Annotated in this window: 19 protein-coding genes; 7 read left to right on the top strand and 12 right to left on the bottom strand. The window is 73.4% G+C overall.

The annotated features are described in order from the left end of the window. Positions 1 to 106: 106 nt before the first annotated feature. A complete protein-coding gene (locus ACFWZH_RS12465; protein WP_384428517.1) occupies positions 107 to 1,657 on the top strand; it encodes an ATP-dependent DNA ligase in 1,551 nt (516 codons plus the stop codon). A gap of 4 nt (positions 1,658 to 1,661) precedes the next feature. Then, entirely contained in the window at positions 1,662 to 2,144 is a 483-nt protein-coding gene (locus tag ACFWZH_RS12470; protein ID WP_384428519.1) for an NUDIX domain-containing protein, read from the top strand. 30 nt (positions 2,145 to 2,174) lie between these two features. Here the strand turns inward: ACFWZH_RS12470 and ACFWZH_RS12475 are convergent, their stop codons facing one another. The 5 genes from ACFWZH_RS12475 to ACFWZH_RS12495 all read right to left on the bottom strand — a co-directional run bounded on the left by ACFWZH_RS12475 (position 2,175) and on the right by ACFWZH_RS12495 (position 7,291). Further along, positions 2,175 to 3,167 (bottom strand): zinc-dependent alcohol dehydrogenase family protein, encoded by a 993-nt coding sequence (locus tag ACFWZH_RS12475; RefSeq protein ID WP_384428521.1) that lies wholly within the window; start codon positions 3,165 to 3,167, stop codon positions 2,175 to 2,177. Beyond that, entirely contained in the window at positions 3,164 to 4,039 is an 876-nt protein-coding gene (locus tag ACFWZH_RS12480; protein ID WP_384428523.1) for a carbohydrate ABC transporter permease, read from the bottom strand. Before ACFWZH_RS12480 ends, ACFWZH_RS12475 begins: the two co-directional genes overlap by 4 nt. Continuing rightward, the gene (locus ACFWZH_RS12485) at positions 4,036 to 5,028 is read right to left on the bottom strand and encodes a carbohydrate ABC transporter permease (RefSeq protein WP_384428525.1); all 993 of its coding nucleotides are present in this window, start codon (positions 5,026 to 5,028) and stop codon (positions 4,036 to 4,038) included. The genes ACFWZH_RS12480 and ACFWZH_RS12485 overlap by 4 nt, the downstream gene beginning before the upstream one ends. Next, on the bottom strand, positions 5,009 to 6,370 hold the full coding sequence (locus ACFWZH_RS12490) for an ABC transporter substrate-binding protein (protein WP_384428527.1): 1,362 nt from the start codon (positions 6,368 to 6,370) through the stop codon (positions 5,009 to 5,011). Before ACFWZH_RS12490 ends, ACFWZH_RS12485 begins: the two co-directional genes overlap by 20 nt. A 159-nt stretch (positions 6,371 to 6,529) precedes the next feature. Then, positions 6,530 to 7,291, bottom strand: coding sequence for a DeoR/GlpR family DNA-binding transcription regulator (locus tag ACFWZH_RS12495; protein WP_384428529.1), 762 nt, complete (start codon positions 7,289 to 7,291; stop codon positions 6,530 to 6,532). A gap of 322 nt (positions 7,292 to 7,613) precedes the next feature. On the opposite strand from ACFWZH_RS12495, the gene ACFWZH_RS12500 reads away from it, so the two are divergent. Continuing rightward, positions 7,614 to 8,021 carry an STAS domain-containing protein gene (locus ACFWZH_RS12500; protein ID WP_384428531.1) on the top strand — a complete coding sequence of 136 codons (408 nt, stop codon included), beginning with the start codon at positions 7,614 to 7,616 and terminating at the stop codon, positions 8,019 to 8,021. On the opposite strand, the gene ACFWZH_RS12505 is transcribed toward ACFWZH_RS12500, so the two are convergent. Both ACFWZH_RS12505 and ACFWZH_RS12510 read right to left on the bottom strand, forming a co-directional pair. Further along, on the bottom strand, positions 8,001 to 9,221 hold the full coding sequence (locus ACFWZH_RS12505) for an exo-alpha-sialidase (protein ID WP_384428533.1): 1,221 nt from the start codon (positions 9,219 to 9,221) through the stop codon (positions 8,001 to 8,003). The two genes, ACFWZH_RS12500 and ACFWZH_RS12505, sit on opposite strands and share 21 nt — an antisense overlap. 101 nt (positions 9,222 to 9,322) lie before the next feature. Next, positions 9,323 to 10,237 carry a LysR family transcriptional regulator gene (locus ACFWZH_RS12510; protein ID WP_384428535.1) on the bottom strand — a complete coding sequence of 305 codons (915 nt, stop codon included), beginning with the start codon at positions 10,235 to 10,237 and terminating at the stop codon, positions 9,323 to 9,325. 228 nt (positions 10,238 to 10,465) lie between these two features. Here ACFWZH_RS12510 and ACFWZH_RS12515 point away from each other — a divergent pair, with 228 nt between their 5' ends. The 3 genes from ACFWZH_RS12515 to ACFWZH_RS12525 are packed head-to-tail and all read left to right on the top strand — an operon-like array spanning position 10,466 to position 14,753. Then, positions 10,466 to 11,662, top strand: a complete 1,197-nt coding sequence (locus ACFWZH_RS12515; RefSeq protein WP_384428537.1) for an NAD(P)/FAD-dependent oxidoreductase — start codon at positions 10,466 to 10,468, stop codon at positions 11,660 to 11,662. A gap of 30 nt (positions 11,663 to 11,692) precedes the next feature. Continuing rightward, a complete protein-coding gene (locus ACFWZH_RS12520; RefSeq protein WP_384428539.1) occupies positions 11,693 to 13,153 on the top strand; it encodes a 2-oxoadipate dioxygenase/decarboxylase family protein in 1,461 nt (486 codons plus the stop codon). A 37-nt stretch (positions 13,154 to 13,190) separates the two neighbouring features. Continuing rightward, complete coding sequence (locus ACFWZH_RS12525; RefSeq protein ID WP_384428541.1) at positions 13,191 to 14,753, top strand: aldehyde dehydrogenase family protein; 1,563 nt, start codon at positions 13,191 to 13,193, stop codon at positions 14,751 to 14,753. Here the strand turns inward: ACFWZH_RS12525 and ACFWZH_RS12530 are convergent. After that, the gene (locus ACFWZH_RS12530; RefSeq protein ID WP_384428543.1) at positions 14,740 to 15,540 is read right to left on the bottom strand and encodes a hypothetical protein; all 801 of its coding nucleotides are present in this window, start codon (positions 15,538 to 15,540) and stop codon (positions 14,740 to 14,742) included. The two genes, ACFWZH_RS12525 and ACFWZH_RS12530, sit on opposite strands and share 14 nt — an antisense overlap. 3 nt (positions 15,541 to 15,543) lie before the next feature. Then, on the bottom strand, positions 15,544 to 16,188 hold the full coding sequence (locus ACFWZH_RS12535) for an RNA polymerase sigma factor (protein WP_384428545.1): 645 nt from the start codon (positions 16,186 to 16,188) through the stop codon (positions 15,544 to 15,546). 387 nt (positions 16,189 to 16,575) lie between these two features. Here ACFWZH_RS12535 and ACFWZH_RS12540 point away from each other — a divergent pair, with 387 nt between their 5' ends. After that, positions 16,576 to 17,394, top strand: coding sequence for an SAM-dependent methyltransferase (locus ACFWZH_RS12540; protein WP_384428547.1), 819 nt, complete (start codon positions 16,576 to 16,578; stop codon positions 17,392 to 17,394). A 49-nt stretch (positions 17,395 to 17,443) separates the two neighbouring features. On the opposite strand, the gene ACFWZH_RS12545 is transcribed toward ACFWZH_RS12540, so the two are convergent. Genes ACFWZH_RS12545 through dhaK form a run of 3 tightly spaced genes read right to left on the bottom strand, consistent with a single transcriptional unit; the run spans position 17,444 to position 19,548 of the window. Further along, a complete protein-coding gene (locus ACFWZH_RS12545; protein ID WP_384428549.1) occupies positions 17,444 to 17,896 on the bottom strand; it encodes a PTS-dependent dihydroxyacetone kinase phosphotransferase subunit DhaM in 453 nt (150 codons plus the stop codon). Continuing rightward, on the bottom strand, positions 17,893 to 18,504 hold the full coding sequence (dhaL, locus tag ACFWZH_RS12550) for a dihydroxyacetone kinase subunit DhaL (protein WP_384428551.1): 612 nt from the start codon (positions 18,502 to 18,504) through the stop codon (positions 17,893 to 17,895). The genes ACFWZH_RS12545 and dhaL overlap by 4 nt, the downstream gene beginning before the upstream one ends. A gap of 51 nt (positions 18,505 to 18,555) precedes the next feature. Next, positions 18,556 to 19,548, bottom strand: a complete 993-nt coding sequence (gene dhaK / locus ACFWZH_RS12555) for a dihydroxyacetone kinase subunit DhaK (protein WP_384428553.1) — start codon at positions 19,546 to 19,548, stop codon at positions 18,556 to 18,558. Positions 19,549 to 19,772 lie beyond the last annotated feature (224 nt).

The raw sequence follows: 19,772 nt of genomic DNA on the forward strand, positions 1-19,772 counted from the left end.
CCACGCCCGGCCCGCCGGACAGCCGCTCCGCGCCGGGCCGCCGACCCGCCCCTGCCGGACGCGGGCCGGGCGGGCGGGGACGGCGCCGCGGAGGCACCATGGCCCTATGCTGCTGGCCGAGCTCGCACGGGTGTCCGGGGCGGTCGCCGCGACCTCGGCGCGCTCACGGAAGATCGCGCTGCTGGCCGGGCTGTTCCGGGCCGCCGCTCCCGAGGACGCCCCCGTGGTCATCCCGTATCTGGCCGGGCGGCTGCCCCAGGGGCGGATCGGGGTCGGCTGGAGCGTGCTGCGCGAGCCGGTCGCGGCGGCGGAATCCGCCACCCTGACGGTGGGCGAGGTGGACGCGGCGCTGACCGGCCTGGCCGGCGTCTCGGGGACCGGGGCGCAGCAGGAGCGGCGCACACGGGTGCGGGCGCTGCTGGCCGCGGCGACCGCCGACGAGCAGCGGTTCCTGGTGGGACTGCTCACCGGCGAGGTGCGCCAGGGCGCGCTGGACGCCCTCGCGGTCGAAGGGCTCGCCGCGGCGAGCGATGTGCCCGCGGCGGAGGTGCGCCGGGCGGTGATGCTGGCGGGATCGCTGCCGGACGTCGCGGCGGCCCTGCTAGCTCAGGGGCCGCCGGCGCTCGTACGGTTCCGCCTCACCGTCGGCCGACCCGTCGGGCCGATGCTCGCGCACAGCGCCAAGTCGGTGGCCGAGGCGATCGACCGGCTCGGCGCCTGTGCCGTGGAGGAGAAGCTCGACGGCATCCGCGTACAGGTGCACCGGGACGGGCCCGACGTCACGATCCACACCCGCACGCTGGACGAGGTCACCGCCCGCCTGCCCGAGGTCGTCGCGGTCGCCCGTGCGCTGCCGGCCGAGCGGTTCATCCTGGACGGCGAGGTGATCGCCCTGGACGACGCGGGCCGGCCGGTGCCGTTCCAGCGGGTCGCGGGCCGCTTCGGCTCGCGGGTCGACGTCGCCGCCGCGCGGGCCGCGCTGCCGCTGTCCCCGGTCTTCTTCGACGTGCTGTCGCTCGACGGCCGCGATCTGCTGGAACTGCCCGGCGCACAGCGGCACCGCGAGCTGGCCGGGCTGGTCCCCGAGCAGGTGCGGGTGCGCCGCTGCGTGGTGGCGGACCCGGCCGACGCCGCGGCGCGGGCGGCGGCCGAGGAGTTCTGGTCCCGGACGCTGCGCCGGGGCCATGAGGGCGTGGTGGTCAAGGCGCTCGACGCCCCGTACAGCGCCGGCCGCCGGGGCGCCGCATGGCTGAAGGTGAAGCCCGTACACACCCTCGACCTGGTGGTGCTCGCGGCGGAGTGGGGCCACGGCCGGCGCACCGGGAAGCTGTCCAACCTCCACCTCGGCGCACGCGGGCCGGACGGCGGATTCGTCATGCTGGGCAAGACCTTCAAGGGGCTCACCGACGCCACCCTCGACTGGCAGACCGAGCGGTTGCGGGCGCTGGCGGTGGCGGACGACGGCTACGTCGTGACGGTGCGTCCGGAACTCGTCGTGGAGATCGCCTACGACGGACTGCAGACCTCGTCGCGCTACCCGGCGGGTGTGACCCTGCGCTTCGCGCGGGTGCTGCGCTACCGGGAGGACAAGACGGCGGCGGACGCGGACACGGTGCAGACCGTGCTCGCCGCACACGATGCCGCCGGGGGAGCGTAGGACCGTGGCGGGCAGGCGGAGCGCCGGGCTGCTGCTGTACCGCGACGGCGGCGAGGGCACCGAGGTCCTGCTGGCGCACATGGGCGGTCCGCTGTGGGCCCGGCGGGACGCGGGCGCCTGGTCGGTGCCCAAGGGGGAGTACGTGCCGCCGGAGGAGGCGCTGGCCGCGGCGCGGCGGGAGTTCGAGGAGGAACTGGGGATGCCGCCGCCCGACGGGCGGTACGTGCCCCTGGGGGACGCCCGCCAGTCGGGCGGCAAGGTGGTGACCGTCTGGGCCGTGCACGGCGATCTCGATCCGGAGCGGATCGTGCCCGGCACCTTCGACATGGAATGGCCGCGCGGCTCCGGGGTGATCCGCAGCTTTCCCGAGATCGACCGGGTGGCGTGGTTCCGGCCGAAGGACGCCGGGGAACGGCTGGTCAAGGGCCAGCGGGTGTTCCTGGAACGGCTGGCGGAGCGGCTCTCGGGCCCCCGAACGGCCCTGTGAAGGCCGGGACTTGACCCCTCGGACAAGGCCCTACGGCAGCACCTGGATCTTCCGCCCCTCGCCCGCCTGGAACCGGCCCAGCCCCTCCGCGTAGTCGTCCAGCGGCAGCCGGTCGCTGATGAAGACCTCCGGATCGAGGACACCGGCCGCGAAGAGCCCGGCGGCGCGTTCGTAGCTGTGCAGGACGGCCATCGAGCCGGTGATGGTGATCTCCTGGTTGTAGATGCGGTACGGCTCGATGGTGGCGCGCGCGGCGTAGTCGGCGACGCCGAACTGGAGGAAGGTGCCGCCTCTGCCGACCCGGCCCAGCGCGTCCTGGATGGCGCGCTCGTTGCCGGTGGCGTCGATGACCACGTCCCAGCCGCGCGGGCGGTCCAGCTCGTCGGCGGAGCCGGCCGCGTTGCTGCAGCCCAGGGTGCGGGCGGTGGCCAGCCGCCGGGGGTTGATGTCGACGACGTCGACGCCGGCCGCGCCGGTGCGCTTGGCCAGCTCCAGCATCATCAGGCCCATCGTGCCCGAGCCGTAGATCAGGACGTGGGTGCCCAACTGCTGGGAGCGCAGGATGTCGTAGCCGCGTACGGCGCAGGACAGCGGCTCGATCAGGGCCGCGTCCTCGGTGCGTACGTGGTCGGGCAGCTTGACGCAGTTCGCGACGGGGGCGACGGCGAACTCCGCGGCGCCGCCGGCCGTGGTCACCCCGATCGCGGACCAGCGCTCACAGAGGTTGTTGCGGCCGATGCGGCAGTAGTGGCATTCGTGGCAGTAGAGGGAGGGATCGACGGCCACCCGGTCGCCCTCGACGAGTTCGGTGACGGCACGGCCGGTGGCGACGACCGTACCGGCGAACTCGTGCCCGGGGACCACCGGCAGGGTGGGCGCGAACTCGCCCTGGAGGATGTGCAGATCGGTGCCGCACAGCCCGCAGGCGGCGACCGCGACCACGACCTCGCGGGGACCGGGGGAGGGGTCCGGCACGGTGGCGACCTCGACCTTGCCGGGGGCGCTGATCACTGCGGCTTTCATTTCACGGCTCCGAGCGAGAGGCCCTGGACGAGCTTGTCCTGGGCGGCGAACCCGGCGAGGAGCACCGGGAGGGAGATGACGGTGGCCGCGGCGCACACCTTGGCCAGGAACAGGCCCTGGCTGGTGACGAAGCCGGTCAGGAACACCGGGGAGGTCCCGGCCACGATCCCGGTCAGGACCCGGGCGAAGAGCAGTTCGTTCCAGCTGAAGATGAAGGAGATCAGGGCGGTCGCGGCGATGCCGGGCATGGCGACCGGGGCGACGATCCGCAGCAGGGTGGTGTGCAGCCCCGCCCCGTCGATCGACGCAGCCTCCAGCATCTCGACCGGGACCTCGTTGAGGAACGACCGCATCATCCACACCGCGATCGGCAGGTTCATCGAGGTGTAGAGGACGACCAACAGCCAGATGTTGTCGAGCATCCCGGTGTTCTGCGCGACGAGGTAGATCGGCAGCAGTCCGGCGACCAGCGGCAGCATCTTGGTGGAGAGGAAGAAGAAGAGGACGTCGCTCCACTTGCGTACGGGCTTGATGGACAGCGCGTACGCGGCGGGTACGGCCAGCGCCAGTACCAGCAGCGTGGAGACGACCGAGGCGGTCAGCGAGTTGATCAGCGGCGGCCAGGGGCTGACGCCGGTGCCCTGGCCGAAGAACTCGCGGTAGCCGTGCAGGGTGAGGGGGGCGCCCACGCTCGGCGGGTTGGTCGCCGCGTCCGTCTCGCTGTGGAAGGACGTCAGCACCATCCAGGCGACGGGCAGGAAGAAGGCGATCCCGCAGAGCCAGGCCGCCAGGCCCAGCAGGCTGCCGGTGCGCCGCCGGCGCCGGGTCGCGGGTGCGCCCGCGGGGCGCCGGGTCAGCGGTGCGCTGGTCATCGGGAGACCTCCTCGCGCAGCAGGGACGAGACGGTGCGCAGCGCGAAGGTCGCCACCAGCAGCGAACACAGCACGACGACGACGCCTTGCGCGGACGCCCGTCCGTAGTCGTGGGCCTGGTAGAAGGTCTGGTAGATGGTGTAGGGGAGGTTGGCGGTGCCGAGGCCGCCGGAGGTGATGGTGAAGACCGCGTCGAAGTTCTGGACGACGTAGATGGTGCCCAGCAGCGCGGCCAGTTCGAGGTAGCGGCGCAGGTGCGGCAGCGTCAGATAGCGGAAGATGTCGAAGGCGGAGGCGCCGTCCATCCGCGCCGCCTCGATGGCGTCCGTCGCCCGGCTCTGCAGACCGGCCAGCAGGATCAGCATCATGAACGGCGTCCACTGCCAGATCAGCGACACCTCCACCGCGGCCAGCGGCGAGTCGGTCATCCAGTCCGGCTGCGGCGGGTGGTCGCTGCCGAACAGGCCCCATATCCACGTCAGCGCGCCGTTGAGCAGCCCGTAGGAGGCGTTGTACAGGGCGTGCTTCCACAGCAGCGCGGACGCGACGGGCACCACCAAAAACGGGGTGATGAGCAGGGTGCGGACGATGCCGCGGCCGCGGAAGCCGCGGTCCAGCAGCAGCGCGAGGCCCAGCCCCAGCAGCAGGCTGACCAGCACCACGGTCACCGTCAGCACCACCGTCGTGAGGACCGAGGAGCGCATCGCGGGGTCGGTGAAGACGGCCACGTAGTTGTCGAGGGCGGCGAAGCCGCGGTTGTCCGGCGCCAGCGCGTTCCACCGGGTGAAGGAGATCACCACGGTGGCCACGAAGGGCAGTTGGGTCACGACGATCAGGAAGACCAGCGCGGGCAGCAGCGGAGCCCGTCGGGCCCAGTCCTTGGCCCGCTGCGCCCGCCGGGCACGGGCCGTCCGTCTGCCGCCGTCGGCCGGGACGGTGCCCCGGCCGTGGGGGACGCGCCGGGTCGGCTCAGCGGCTGTGGTAGGCATCCGACACCTCCTGCGCCAGCCGCTGGCTCTTCTCCAGGGCCTCGGAAACGCTCTGCTTGCCGGCGATCGCCGAGCTCACTTCCTGGGAGACCTTGGTGCCCAGGTCGGCGAACTCGGGGACGCCGACGAACTGGATGCCGGGGGCCGGACGCGGCTGCACGCCCGGGTCGTCCGGCCGGGCCGAGCTGATCGCGTCCTTCGTCGCCTGGGCGAACGCTCCGGACGCCCGGACGTACTGCGGGTTCTGGTAGGTGGACGCCCGCTTGCCCGCGGGCACGTTGGCCCAGCCCAGCTTGCGGCCCACCAACTGCTCGTACTCCTTGCTGGAGGCCCAGCTGATGAACTTCCACGCCGCGTCCTGGTTCCTACTGGCCTTCTGCACGCCCCAGGCCCAGGTGTACAGCCAGCCGGAGCTGGACGTCCGGTCGACCGGGGCCGGTGCGTAGCCGACCTTCCCGGCGACCTTGGAGCCGGTGCCCTCCAGGGAGCCGGCGCCGGCGGTCGCGTCGTACCACATGGCGACCTTGCCCTGCTGCATGTCGTTGAGGCACTCGGTGTAGCCGGCCTGCGGCGCGCCCGCCTCTCCGTGCTTGCGGACCAGATCGACGTAGAACTGGGTGGCCTTGGTGAACTCGGGGCTGTCGAGCTGCGCCTTCCAGTCCTTGGTGAACCAGGTGCCGCCGAAGGTGTTGACGACCGTGGACAACGGGGCGATCACCTGGCCCCAACCGGGCTGGCCGCGCAGGCAGATGCCCTTCATGTCCTTGCGGAAGCCGTCCAGCTCGGCGGCCATGGAGGCGACCTGCTGCCAGGTCGGCCGCTTGGGCATGGACAGCCCGGCCTCCTTGAACAGGTCCTTGCGGTACATCAGGAACGACGACTCGCCGTAGAAGGGCTGCGCGTACATCTGGCCGTCGACGGCGGTGAGGGACTTGCGGAGCGGCGCGAGGATGTCCTTCTGGTCGAACTTCGGGTCCTTGGCGGCCCGTTCGCCGAGCGGGGCGAGCCATCCGTTGAGGGCGTACATCGGCGTCTCGTAGTTGCTGAGACTGGCCACGTCGTACTGCCCGGCCTGGCTGGAGAAGTCCTGGCTCATCTTGTCGCGCAGGTCGTCCTCCGGCAGCACGGTGTAGTTCACCTTGATGCCGGTCTTCTTGGTGAAGTGCTCGGCGGTGAGCTTCTGCAGATCCACCATCTGCGGGTTGTTCACCATCAGCACGTTGAGGGTGTCGGAACCGCCCTTGCCCGTGGCGCCGAAGCCGCCGGAGCAGCCGGCGGTGGACAGCGTCAGGGCCAGGGCGACCGAGGTCAGTCCTACGGCGCGGCAGGTACGGCTGCGCATGGGGGATCGTGCTCTCACGGCTCTTGCCTTTCTGGGGACGTACGGGGGACGTCTGGGTGCCCGCGGGCACGATGGGGAGACCGTCCGGCGGCCGGGGCGGCCGTCGGCGGGACTTGTGGGGTTGCGTACGGGCCGGTTCGTCCGGGCGGCCCCGCCCGGTCAGACCCGGAGCACCTGCGGCCCGAGGAGGGAGTAGCGGTGGGCCTCCGGCGCGGACAGGCCCGCGTCGGTGACGATCGTGTCGAAGTCGCCGACGTCGGCGAACCGGCAGAAGCTGCTGGCGCCGAACTTGCTGTGCACCGCGACCAGCACCCGCCGCCGCGAGGAGCGCACGGCCTGCTCCTTCACCTCGGCGACCGCCGGATCGGGGGTGGTCAGACCGTGCTCCCGGGAGACGCCGTTGGCTCCGATGAAGGCCAGGTCGATCACGAATCGGGCGAGCATGTCCCGGGCCCAGGACCCCACCGTCGCCTGCGTACCGGAGCGGACCCGCCCGCCGGCCAGCAGGACGGTGGTCGACTCGGACGCCGCGACCAGCGACGCGGTCCGCAGCGACGCGGTGATCACGGTGAGCGGACGGTCGGTGGGCAGCAGCACGGCGACCAGCTCCGGTGTGTAGCCCTCGTCGACGAACACCGTCTCGGCCTCGCCGACCAGCGCCGCCGCGGCCGCGGCGATCCGGCGCTTCTCCGCCACCAGCTGCGTCTCGCGCCGGGCCAGCGTGGTCTCGAAGCCGGCGCTCTCCACCGGATAGGCCGCGCCGTGCGTGCGGCGGATCAGGCCCCGGCGCTCCAGCTCGCTCAGGTCCCGCCGTACGGTCTCGCGGGCCACCCCGAACTCGGCTGCGGCATCGGCGACCTCGACCCGGCCGGACTGCCGGGCGAGCGCGAGGATGCGGTGCTGGCGTTCCTCTGCCCTCATGGCTCACTCCTGCCCGATTTCTGGCTGATTCCGGCTTCCGTTCGGTCACGGGACTGCCCGTTTCCGTCCGCATCAGGTTTATAGCAAGCAGCCACCTGCGCAGAGCTGCCCGTCACCACGGAAAACCTGCCCGTTTCTGCCTGCTTTCTGACCGCGTCCCCCGGGCCCACCGCCCGGCCGCGTGCCCGTACGGGCCTGGTGGCGGGCCCGTCGTCCACAACATCCACCCCCCCCGCGCCCACCGGCCACGACCGGCCGGTGCCCGACGGCCGGCGGGACCGTCGGGGTGGTGCCCCCGCCCCTGGCGCTTAGGGTGGACGCCATGAGCTCGGAGATGCGGTCGTTGGCGGTCACTGCGATCGTGGAGGCGGAGGAGTGTGCGGTCCTGCGGGTCAGCGGGGAGCTGGACCTCCGCACCGAGCAGGCCTTTCTCTCCGAGGCGCGGTCCGTGGTCTCGGCCGGCCACCGCTTCCTGGTGCTCGATCTGACCGCCCTGCGCTTCTGCGACTCGCGGGGGCTGAGCTGTCTGCTCGCCCTGGAATGGCTGTGCCGGAGGCTGGAGGGGCGGCTGCTGCTGGCGTCGCTCGGCGTGCGGATGCTGCGGCTGCTGATCGGCACCCAGTCCCTCAACGTCTTCTCCTGCTACCCCACGGTCGGTCATGCGCTGGCCGCCGTCCCCGACGGCAGCCGCCCGGTGTGGCCGCCCGCTTCACCCGGCCCGTCCGTGTGAAGCGGCGGTGCGCCCGGCTGACGGTCGGGAGGCCGGGCAGCGCATCCCCAGCCACGCGCCGTCGAACCGGGCGAAGGTGATCTTCCGGTACGGGCCGGATTCGTACAGCAGCCCGAAGGTGCCGTCCCGCAGCCGGGTCAGCGTCGAGTAGGCCGCCGCGCCCGGCGCGACGGTCCGGGCGATCGGCCAGCTCCGCCCGTCGTCGCAGGACGCCCGCACGGTCAGGTTCTCGCGCGCGCCGGTGCTCGCCGTGTTGCTGAACAGCAGCCAGTGGGCACGCGGCTGACGGGCCGGCGCCCACGGGTCGTAGCGCAGGATCGAGGCGTTGTTCGCCGGATCGATCAGCTCGTCGTCCGCGGCCGGGGCGCTGTAGGTCAGCCCGCCGTCCCGCGAGTGGGCGACCAGCCGCCTTCTGACGCCGTTGGTACGGCTGTTGAGCATGATGCGGCCATCGGCCAGCTCGACGGTCTTGTTCTCGTCCATCCGCGGGCCCACCGGCTCGCCCATGTGCCAACTCGCGCCGTGGTCGTCGCTGTACGCGCTGGCCGCCCACATGCTGCCGTCCGCCTTGCGGAACGCGTACTGCTGCAACAGCCGCCCCCCGGAGAGCTGGCTGCCGGCCCCCGAGGAGGCGAAGATGCCACGCCAGGACGGGTCCTTGAGGTCGCGGGTCAGCCGCCGGTTGCGCCAGCTGCGGCCGCCGTCGTCGGAGTAGCTGTAGTCGGTGTGCAGCACACGGGTGCTGTCGTGGGCGTTGCCGCTCCCCGCGCTGCCGAAGCCGACGCCCTTGGGCGCGTACGCGTGGAAGAGGAAGACCCGGCCGGTCTGCCGGTCGACGAGCAGACTCGGGTCGCCCGCGCCCACCCCGCCGTCGTAGTCCACCACCGCCCTGGGGGCGCTCCAGGTGCGCCCGTCGTCGGTGCTCCGCCGGACCATCACGTCCACGTTCCCCGGCAGATCGGCCCCGCTGTCGTTGCGCCGGTCGTAGGCCGCGAGGAGGGTGCCGTCCGGCAGGGTGGTCAGCGCCGGAATGCGGTAGGTGTGCGCGCCCTGCCCGGACAGCGCCAGATCGGTGGTCTCGTACAGGGCGGGCCGGGCGGCCGTGCGGTGCGGCTCGGCGGCGGGCGCCCAGGGGGCGGTCGGCAGGCCGGTGCCGACGGCGAGCAGCGCGGCCAGCGCGAGCAGACGGGCGGCTTTCACCGGTACCTCCAGGGCCGGACGCGGTGGGGCCGCTCCAGGGTGCGGGAGGCCGCCGGAACGGGCGCGCCGAGCGGCTCCGTCGGGGTGAGGCGGGCCCTTCGCTACGGCGTGGCGCCCTCCCGCAGCGCGTCGATCAGCGCCGCCACCGACGGCCTGCGGCGCGCCGCGGAGCCGACCGCGACCACGATGTGGCGGACGACCGGATCCCGCAGCGGCACCGCCGTGATGCCCTGCGAGCGCAGCCGCAGCATCAGCTCCGTCAGCGGCGCGACGCCCAGCCCCGCCCCGACCATCGCCAGCGACGTGGCTGTGTCGGTCACCTCGTGGACCACCTGCGGCTCGAAGCCCGCCCGGCGGCACACGGCGCGGATCGCCCGCCCGTAGTACGAGCCGGCCGCCGGCAGGATCCAGTCGCAGTCGGCGGTCTCCGCGAGCCGCAGCGCACCCGCCCGCCCCTCCGGCACGTCCCATGGCGGCCGCCCACTGGGCACCGCGAGCGAGAACCGTTCGGAGCGCAGCCGCACCAGCTCCACCGCGCCGTCCCGGACCAGCGGCGCGTCCGGATAGTCCAGCCCGAGCGCCAGCTCCACCCGTCCGGCGCACACCTCCGCGTACGCCTGGTCGACCTCCACCTCGCGGCTCTCCACCCGCACACCGGGGTGCCGGGCACCCAGCCGGCGCAGGGCCGGCGGCAGCAGCACCGCGGCCGCCATACCGAACACCCCCAGCCGCAGCCGCGCCCGCGGCTCCCCGCGGCCCCGCTCCAGCGCCGCCACCGCCTCCGCCTGCGCGGCCAGGATCCGCTCCGCGTGGTCGGCGAGCGTGTGCCCGGCGTCCGTCAGCTCCACCCGGCGCCCGGCCCGCCGGACCAGCTCCGAGCCGGTGGCCCGCTCCAGCGCCGCGATGTGCTGCGAGACCGCGCCCGGCGTATAGCCCAGGGCCGCGGCCGCCGCGGTCATCGTGCCGCTCCGGGTCAGCTCCAGCAGCGTCCTGAGCTGGACCCCTGGCAATTCCATGGCGGCACCCTACCCAGCGCCACCGGCCCGCCCGGCCCCGTGCGCCGCCTTGCCAAACCCCCTGGGGCCCAGAAGTCTTAATAGATCGCGTCCAGCAACTGTGGATGGACGCGGCACCGCCCGCCCGTCACCATCTGAACCACCGGTGACCGCGCTCCACCCGCACCGGTGCGTCCGACCTCCCACCCACCACTCCGTACCGCACCAGCAGACCGGAAGGCGGCCCGGATGGCATCCACCGCGACCTCGGCGAAGGCCCGGGTCCCCCTCCCCGAACAGGCCGACGTCGTGATCATCGGCGGCGGTGTCATCGGGGCGAGCATCGCGTTCCACCTGGCCGAGGCGGGCGTGACCGGAGTGCTCCTGCTGGAGCGCGACCGGCCCGCGTCCGGCTCGTCCGGCAAACCCGTCGGCGGCGTCCGCGCCCAGTTCTCCGACCCGCTCAACATCCAGCTCGGCCTGCGCAGCCTGGACGCCTGGCGGGACTTCGCCCGGCGGCCCGGCGCCGCCGTGGGACTGGAGTCCGTCGGCTACCTCTTCCTCCTCGGCGACGACCGCGAACTGGCCATCTTCACCGAGGGAGTGCGGACCCAGAACGCATACGGCGTCCCCAGCCGCATCATCAGCCCGCGCGCCGCCCAGGAGCTGTGCCCGTACCTCGACCCGGGCGGCATCGTCGCCGCCGCCTTCTCACCCACCGACGGCTACGCGCTGCCGCGCTCCGCGGTGACCGGCTATCTGCACGCCGCCCGCCGGCTCGGCGCCGGCGTGCGCACCCACTGCCCGGTCACCGCCCTCGACACCGCCGACGGTGCCGTGCAGGCCGTCCGCACCCCGCACGGCACCGTCCGCACCCCCGCCGTCATCTGCTGCGCGGGCGCCTGGTCCGGGGCCGTCGGCGCCATGGCGGGCGTCGACCTGCCCGTCACCCCGCTGCGCCGGCAGATCGCCTTCACCGGGCCGCTGCGCCCCGCACCGCCCCGCATCCCCTTCACCCTCGACTTCGACTCCACCCTCTACTTCCACAACGACGGCGCCGGCGGTCTGCTCATGGGCCTGTCCGACCCCCGCCAACAGCCCGGATTCCAACGGGACTTCACCCGCGAATGGCTCGCCCCGTTCCGTGCCGCGGCGGCCCGCCGGGCACCGGAACTCGCCCGCCTGCCCGTCGTCGACGGCTGGGCCGGCCTCTACGAGATGACCCCCGACCGCAACGCGCTGATCGGCGAGGCCCGCCGGCCCGGCCGGTTCCTGTACGCCACCGGCTTCTCCGGCCACGGCTTTCTGCAGGCCCCCGCCGTGGGCGAACTCGTCCGCGACCTGTACCTGGGCCGCGAGCCGTTCGTCGACATCGGGCCGCTCGCCGCCACCCGCTTCGACGACACCACCCGTCCCGCCGGCCGCCCCGAGGCCCACATCATCTGACCCGGTCCGCCCCGACCCCCGGAGCTGCGTATGGTCCCCACCTGGCAACTGCGCGCCGCGTTCGCCCGCCGGCTCTCCGCCATGTACGGCACCGAAGTCCCCGCGTACACCACGCTGCTGGACGTGGCCGGGCAGGTCAACGACGAGGTCGCGGCCCGGGATCCGGACGCGGGCCGGCTCGGCGGCATCAGCCGGGTCACCGCGGAACGCCACGGCGCGATCCGCGTCGGCACCCCCGCGGAACTGCGCCAGGCCGCCCAGATCTTCGCCGCGTTCGGCATGCACCCGGTGGGCTTCTACGACCTCAGGGACGGCGACGAGGGCGCCGTACCCGTCGTCTCCACCGCCTTCCGGCCGATCGGCGGCGAGGAGCTGGACCGCAACCCCTTCCGGGTCTTCACCTCGCTGCTGACCACCTCCGACCGCCGCTTCTTCGACGCCGGCCTGGCAGCCCGGGTCGAGGCCTTCCTCGCCCGCCGGCAGCTCTTCCCGCCGGAACTCCTCGCCCTGGCCGAACGCGCGGAGCAGACCGCAGGGCTCCCCGAGCCGCAGGCCGAACGCCTCCTCACCCTGGCGGTCGCCGCGTTCGCGCTCTCCCCGGAACCCGTCGACCGCGCCTGGTACACCGAACTGGAGCGCATCTCCGCGGTCGCCGCCGACATCGGCGGGGTGACGACCACACACATCAACCACCTCACCCCGCGCGTCCTGGACATCGACGCCCTCTACCAGCGGATGGCGGAGCGCGGCATCACCATGATCGACCGGATCCAGGGGCCGCCGCGCTGGGAGGGCCCCGACGTCCTGCTGCGCCAGACCTCCTTCCGGGCGCTGGCCGAGCCCCGCAGGTTCCGCGCGGCCGACGGCCGGGTCACCGTCGGATCGCTCCGGGTCCGCTTCGGCGAGGTCGAGGCGCGCGGCATCGCCCTGACCCGCGCCGGCCGGGCCCGCTACGACCACCTCATGGCGGAGACCGACCGCCGGATGGCGCGCAGCCCGGGCGCCGACCGGCAGGCGGTGGCCCGCGACCTGTGGCGCCAGGGCTTTCCCCCCACCGAGCACCAACTCGCCGTCGCGCACCAGGCGTTCTTCACCTACCAGCCGGCCACCGACCGGCCCCGGGACGGCCGGCGCCCGCCCGCCGATCTCGCCGGCCTGCTCACCCAGGGCTGGCTCACCGCCCACCCCGTCGTCTACGAGGACTTCCTGCCCCGCTCCGCCGCCGGCATCTTCCGCTCCAACCTGACCGGCGACGGCACCCGTGACGCGGACCTGGCGGGCGACCCCTTCGACGCACACCGCCTGTCCGAGGCGATCGGCCGGCCGGTGCTCGACCCGTTCGCGCTCTGCGCCCGGCAGCAGGACCACTCGCTGCGGCAGGCACTGTTCACCCTGCAGGCGAGCGCGGCGCTGCGCGCACTGGACGACGGGGAACTCGTCGACACCGAACCGGCCGGCGCGGATCCGGGCGTCCCGGACCCGGCCCGCTGACCCACCGCCCACCCCACCTTCACCCAGGAGTTCCGCCATGCCCGCCACCGACTCCGCCGGCCACCGGCTCCCCGACACCGACGCCCTGCGCGCCCGCGCGGCAGCCGCCCTCGGCCGCTGCGGCGTGGACCTCGACGCGTACACGGGTGCCGCGGCGGCCGACACCGTCCTCGCCCGTACGCCGCTGACCGGCGAAACCCTCGCCCACCTCGCCGCCACCACCCCCGAGCAGGCCGACGCGGCCGTCGCCGAGGCGCACCGCACGTTCGAGGACTGGCGCACCGTGCCCGCCCCGCGGCGCGGCGCACTCGTCAAGCGGCTGGGCGAACTCCTGACCGCCCACCGGGAGGACCTCGCCGACCTGGTCACCATCGAGGCCGGCAAGATCCGCTCCGAGGCGCTCGGCGAGGTGCAGGAGATGATCGACATCTGCGACTTCGCCGTCGGCCTGTCCCGGCAGCTCTACGGCCGGACCATCGCCGGCGAGCGGCCCGGTCACCGGCTGTCGGAGAGCTGGCACCCGCTCGGCGTGGTCGGCGTCCTGTCCGCCTTCAACTTCCCCGTCGCCGTCTGGTCCTGGAACACCGCCGTCGCCCTGGTCTGCGGCGACACCGTCGTGTGGAAGCCGTCCGAGCTGACCCCGCTCACCGCCCTGGCCTGCGACGGGCTGCTGGCCCGCGCGGCCGCCGACGTGGGGGCGCCGGCCGGGGTGCACCGGCTGCTGCTCGGGGACCGGGAGTGCGGCCGGCGGCTGGTCGACGACCCCCGGGTGGCGCTGGTCAGCGCGACCGGCTCGGTAGGGATGGGACGGCAGGTCGCGCCCCGGGTCGCCGCCCGCTTCGGCCGCTGCCTACTCGAACTCGGCGGCAACAACGCCGCCGTGGTCGCCCCCTCGGCGGACCTTGACCTCACCGTCCGCGGCGTCGTCTTCTCCGCGGCGGGCACCGCGGGCCAGCGCTGTACGACGCTGCGCCGGCTGATCGTCCACGAGGACCTCGCCGACCGCCTCGTCGAGCGGATCGTGCACGCCTACGGACAGCTGCCGCTGGGCGACCCGTTCGACCCGGCCACCCTCGTCGGCCCGCTCATCAGCACCGCCGCCCACACGGCGATGTCCGAGGCGCTGGCCGAGGCGCAGCGCTGTGGCGGCAAGCTGCTGGCCGGCGGCGAACGGTGCCTGACGGACCAGGCCCCGCACGCCGCCTACGTCCGGCCGGCGATCGTCCGGATGCCCGAGCAGACCGAGATCGTCCGCACCGAGACCTTCGCGCCGATCCTGTACGTGCTGACCTACCGCACCCTTGAGGAGGCCATCGCCCTGCACAACGGCGTTCCGCAGGGCCTGTCCTCCAGCATCTTCACCCGCGACCAGCGCGAGGCCGAGCGGTTCCTGGCCGCGGACGGGTCCGACTGCGGTATCGCCAATGTCAACATCGGCACGTCCGGCGCGGAGATCGGCGGTGCGTTCGGCGGCGAGAAGGAGACCGGCGGCGGCCGCGAGTCCGGCTCCGACGCCTGGCGCGCCTATATGCGGCGGGCCACCAACACCGTGAACTACTCGGCGGAGCTGCCGCTCGCGCAGGGCGTCAGTTTCCTCTGAGCGTGCCACCGGGCCGGCCCGGGGCAAACCCGCCCCGGCCGGCCCGGCCGAGATCCTGGACGAGGGTGGGCGACGGGCGCGGGATCTCGCCGAAGTCCTCGTCGTCGCTGTCCACGACCAGCCGGTTGATCACGTTCTCCAGGGCCGTCGGCAGGGTCGGGGCGAGCCCGCTGTGCCACTGGACCAGGAGGTTGTGCCGGGCGGCGTCCGGCAGCAGCTGCTTGTCGTCGAACGCCGCCCCCGACGGGCGCTCCTCGTCGGGGGCGTGCGCGGCCTGCTCGCGCCAGTAGGCGGCGTCGCGGTACTCGCCGTTGCGGCGGTGGGAGAGGTACAGGCAGTAGGCCGCGGTCCGGCTGCCGGCGCCGGCGCCGAAGTGCCACCAGAAGTGCGCCGCGTCGCAGCGTCCGGTGATGTGCAGCAGACAGGCGAAGACCAGCGCGCCCTCGGGGTCGATGTGGTGGTCGTTGACCAGCCGCTCCAGGCTGGCCGCGGCCGCCGCGGCGTTGACCACCAACGCACAGGCCAGCTGGAGTTCGTGGGTGGCCTCGTCGCGGGCGCTGGGGTAGGCGCTGGGCGCCCCGCGGTCGGCGTGCCCCGGCAGCACCGCCGCCCGTGGCCCGTCCGCCCCCGTCCGCAGGGCGACGGTCCGTGCGCCGGGGCCGCCGGGCACAGTACGGTCGGCGAGGTCGCAGATGCCGGCCAGGCCGTCGATTCCGGACACCGCGGCGGCGGCGCTCAGCAGCGTCTCGACGGTCTCCCGGCGGCCGGCCGGGCGTGGGTGCGACATGGTTCAGTTCCCCCTGGTGTTTCCCTGGTCGATGCCGAGAGCCGCGGCGAGCTTGCGCTTGCCGCGGCTCGCATAGGAGCGGACGGTGACTTCGTCGACCCCGAGCAGCCCCCCGATCTGGGCGTCGCTGTAGCCGATGACATGCCGCAGCACGATCACGTCGCACTGTCGCTCCGGCAGCCGGGCGATGGCGGCGTACAGCCCCAACTGGCTCTCCAACATGGCGAACTGCTGCTGGCACTCGCGCAGCAGGGCGTGCGCGACGACGGCGAAGGCGGCGGTCTCGGTGAGCGCGGTGGGCTGCTGGTGGTCGTAGAGCCACTCCACCACCCGCTCCTTGAGGACCGACCAGGCGTACGCCTCGACCGAGGCCTGCCGCAGCGCGTGCGGCCACAGCCGGCCGAGCTGCTCGTACGCGGACAGGGTGACCTCGCGGGCCGCGGTCTCGCTGCCCGTGTGCAGATAGGCGTAGGTCAGCCACTTGCCGGCATGGGTCGCCAGGAACGCCTCGAAGGTGATCGACAGCCGGTGGTCGGACGGCCCCGGCGCGCGGGCCGTCGGTGGGCAGCGGGAGGGCGCGGCTAACTCCGTGATGCAGGCGTGCGCCGGGGCGCACGCCGCTGGAAGTCGGTCCCGGTCAGCGCTCACGAGCCGTCCTCGTTCCGGTCGCCGTGCACCGCTGACGGGGCGCCGAGGCGACGGCGGCAGCGGGAGGACGGTTTGCCCTCACCCTCCAATGAACAGGAAAGTGGGCCCGTTTGTGGCATGGGAGACGCAAAAATCTTCCGCTGCGTATTCATATGACTACCCGTGACAACGTGATGTGACAGCCCGTGACATTCGCGGCCCGAATCGTCACAACCTGTGCGGGGTGTGTGCCCCGCATGATCCCGGGCGGACCGGGCAGTGCTCCAACAGCCGTGTCCACGGAGGCGTGTTGCGCACACCGAGGGCGCACGGCTCCAAAGAGTGCGCCCCCTGGCCGCCGGAAGGGGACGGGGGCGGCGGTATGCCGTACTGGGGAGGCAGCGGACGATGAACGACCACGAGCCCGTGGTGGACCTACAGCTGGACCGGGCCCACTCGTCCCGGATCTACGACTACTTCCTGGGCGGCAAGACCAACTTCCTGGCCGACCGGATGGCCGCCGGCAGCGTGCTGGGCGTCTTCCCCGCCGCGCTGGTCGCCGCCCGCATCAACCGCGAGTTCATGCACCGCGCCACCCGCTTCCTGGCCGCATCCGGCCTGCGGCAGTTCCTCGACATCGGCACCGGCATCCCCACCCGGCCGAACCTCCACGACATCGCCCAGGACGTCACCCCCGACGCCCGGGTGGTCTACACCGACAACGACCCCATCGTCCTCGCGCACGCCGCGGCCCTCCTGCACGGCAGGCCCGAGGGCCGCACGGCCTACCTCCACGCCGATGTCACCGACCCCGAAGGCATCCTCGGCGCACCGCGGCTCCTCGACACCCTCGACCTGAGCCGGCCCGTCGCACTCAGCCTCAACGCCCTGATGCACTTCGTCCCCGACGACGGCCACGACCGCGCCCACGGCATCGTCGAGACCCTCAAGTCCGCACTCCCCAGCGGCTCGGTCCTGGCGATGACGCACGCCACGGCGGACTTCAGCCCCGAGGCGATGGAGCAGATCCTCAAGATCTACGCCGACGCCGGGACCGTCCTGCAGTTCCGCCCCCGCGCCGCGTTCGCCCGCTTCTTCGACGGCTGGGAGCTGCTGGACCCCGGCGTCACCCTCTCCCACCAATGGCGCCCCGACCGCCCCGAGGACGCCACCCACGTCACCGACGCGGAGGCCTCCTGCTACGCGGCCGTCGCCCGCAAGCCCTGAACGGGGCGGTGGCCGCGCCCCCCCCCCGCCCGCCCCCCCCCCCCGCCCGTCACTCCTTGCGGTACCCGTACGCCTCCGCTGCCGCCGCCGCGACGGCGTCCAGATCCGCCCCCGCCGAAGCGGTGACCACCGCGGCCACCGCCCCCTCCACGAACGGCGCGTCCACCAGCCGTGCGCCCTCGGGGAGTTCGTCCCCCTCGGCGATCAGCGCCTTGACGGTCAGCACCGCGCTGCCCAGGTCGACCAGGATCGCCACCCCCGCACCGCGGTCCACCGCCCGCGCCGCCTCGGTGATCAGCTCCGAACTGGTCCCCAGCCCGCCGTCCGGCGTACCGCCCGCGGCCGCCACCGGAGCCTGCGCCCCGCCTCCGGCCAGTCCGACGGCCAACGTCGCGACGGACTCGGCGACCGGCCCGCTGTGCGACACCAGCACCACTCCGACCAGCGCACCCCCGTCACCGGCCGCACCGCCGCCGCCCGCCTGTGCCTGCGCCGCGCTCACTTCGCCACCTCCGCGAGCGCCTCGAACAGCAGCGCCGACGACGTCGCCCCCGGATCCTGATGCCCGATACTGCGCTCGCCCAGATAGCTGGCCCTGCCCTTCCTGGCCTGCATCGGTACGGTCGCCGAGGCGCCCTCCCCGGCGGCCTCGGCCGCCGCGTCGAACGAGGTCGCCAGCGCCGCCACCCCCGGCTCCAGCGCATCGAGCATCGTCTTGTCACCCGGCGCCGACCCGCCGAGCTGCCCCACCGCGGCCACACCGGCGCCCAGCGCCGCCCGCAACTCCTCCGCCGACACCTCCGCCGCCTCGCCGAGCGCCTTGCCGGCACGCCGCAGCAGCGTCCCGTACAACGGCCCGGACGCGCCGCCCACACTCGAAATCAACTGCCGCCCGGCGGCGACCAGCACCGCACCGGGCGTCGCCGGCGGCTCGCCCTCCGCCACCGTCTTGACCACCGCCGCGAACCCACGCTGCATGTTCCTGCCGTGGTCGGCGTCACCGATGGCCGAATCCAGCTCGGTGAGCCGGTCGGCCTCCCGGTCGATGACGGTGGCCGCCGCCGTCATCCAGCGTACGAAGAACGCGGCATCCAGGGCCGTTGCGGACACGGGCTACTCTCCTTAGGTCGTTCGGTCACTGAGCGGGTGCGCGGGGGGACCTCAGCGGCCCCAGCGGAGCCCCGCCGTCTGCACCGGCGCGTCCCACAGCCGCAGCAGCTCCCCATCCACCTGACACAGCGTCACCGAGCAGCCTGCCATGTCCAGCGACGTCACATAGTTCCCGACGAGGGTCCGGGCCACCGCCACGCCCCGCTCGTCCAGCACCCGGCGCACCTCCGCGTGGAAGCCGTACAGCTCCAGCAGCGGCGTCGCACCCATGCCGTTGACCAGTACCAGCACCGGCAGCCGAGGCTGAAGGTCCTCCAGAATCGCATCCACCGCGAAGTCCGCGATCTCGTGCGAGGTCATCATCGCGCGCCGCTCCCGCCCCGGCTCGCCGTGGATCCCCACCCCCAACTCCAGCTCACCGGCAGGCAGATCGAACGTCGGGCTGCCCTTCGCCGGCGTCGTACACGCACTGAGCGCCACCCCGAAGCTGCGCGAGGAGGCGACGACCTGCCGGGCCACCGCCTCCACCCGCTCCAGCGGCATCCCCTCCTCGGCCGCCGCCCCGGCGATCTTCTCCACGAACAGCGTCGCGCCGGTCCCGCGCCGCCCCGCCGTGAACGTCGAGTCGGTCACCGCGACATCGTCATCCACCAACACGGAGGCGACCTGCACCCCTTCGTCCTCCGCCAGCTCCTGCGCCATCTGGAAGTTGAGCACGTCCCCCGTGTAGTTCTTCACCACGAACAACACACCACGCCCGCTGTCCACGGCCGCCGCGGCACGCACCATCTGGTCCGGCACCGGCGAGGTGAACACCTCCCCCGGGCAGGCCGCGTCCAGCATCCCGGGCCCGACGAACCCCCCGTGCAGCGGCTCATGCCCACTGCCACCCCCCGACACCAGCGCCACCTTCTCCGCCACCGGCGCGTCCCGCCGCACGATCACCCGGTTCTCGGCATCCACCACCAGCTCGGGATGCGCCGCCGCCATCCCCCGCAGCGCGTCGGCGACGACGGTCTCCGCGACGTTGATCAACATCCTCATCGGTACCTCCAGGTGAGCTTAGAAGTCGTGTAGAAGTCGTGCCTCTGGCCGGTGTAGGTGGCGGGCTCGCCGGTCCAAGTATCGGACCTGGAGTCGACGACGGCCCTGCCATCCACGGGTGTCGTCGCCGTCGTGCCCTGAGCGGTGTCCCGAACTTCGGACGCGCCTCGCGCTCGGTCAGGGCGCCGGGCTGTCGCACGCGTGCGGCAACCCCTCGGTACCGT

Origin of the sequence: Streptomyces sp. NPDC059008, assembly GCF_042749045.1 — a bacterium.
GTDB lineage: Bacteria > Actinomycetota > Actinomycetes > Streptomycetales > Streptomycetaceae > Streptomyces.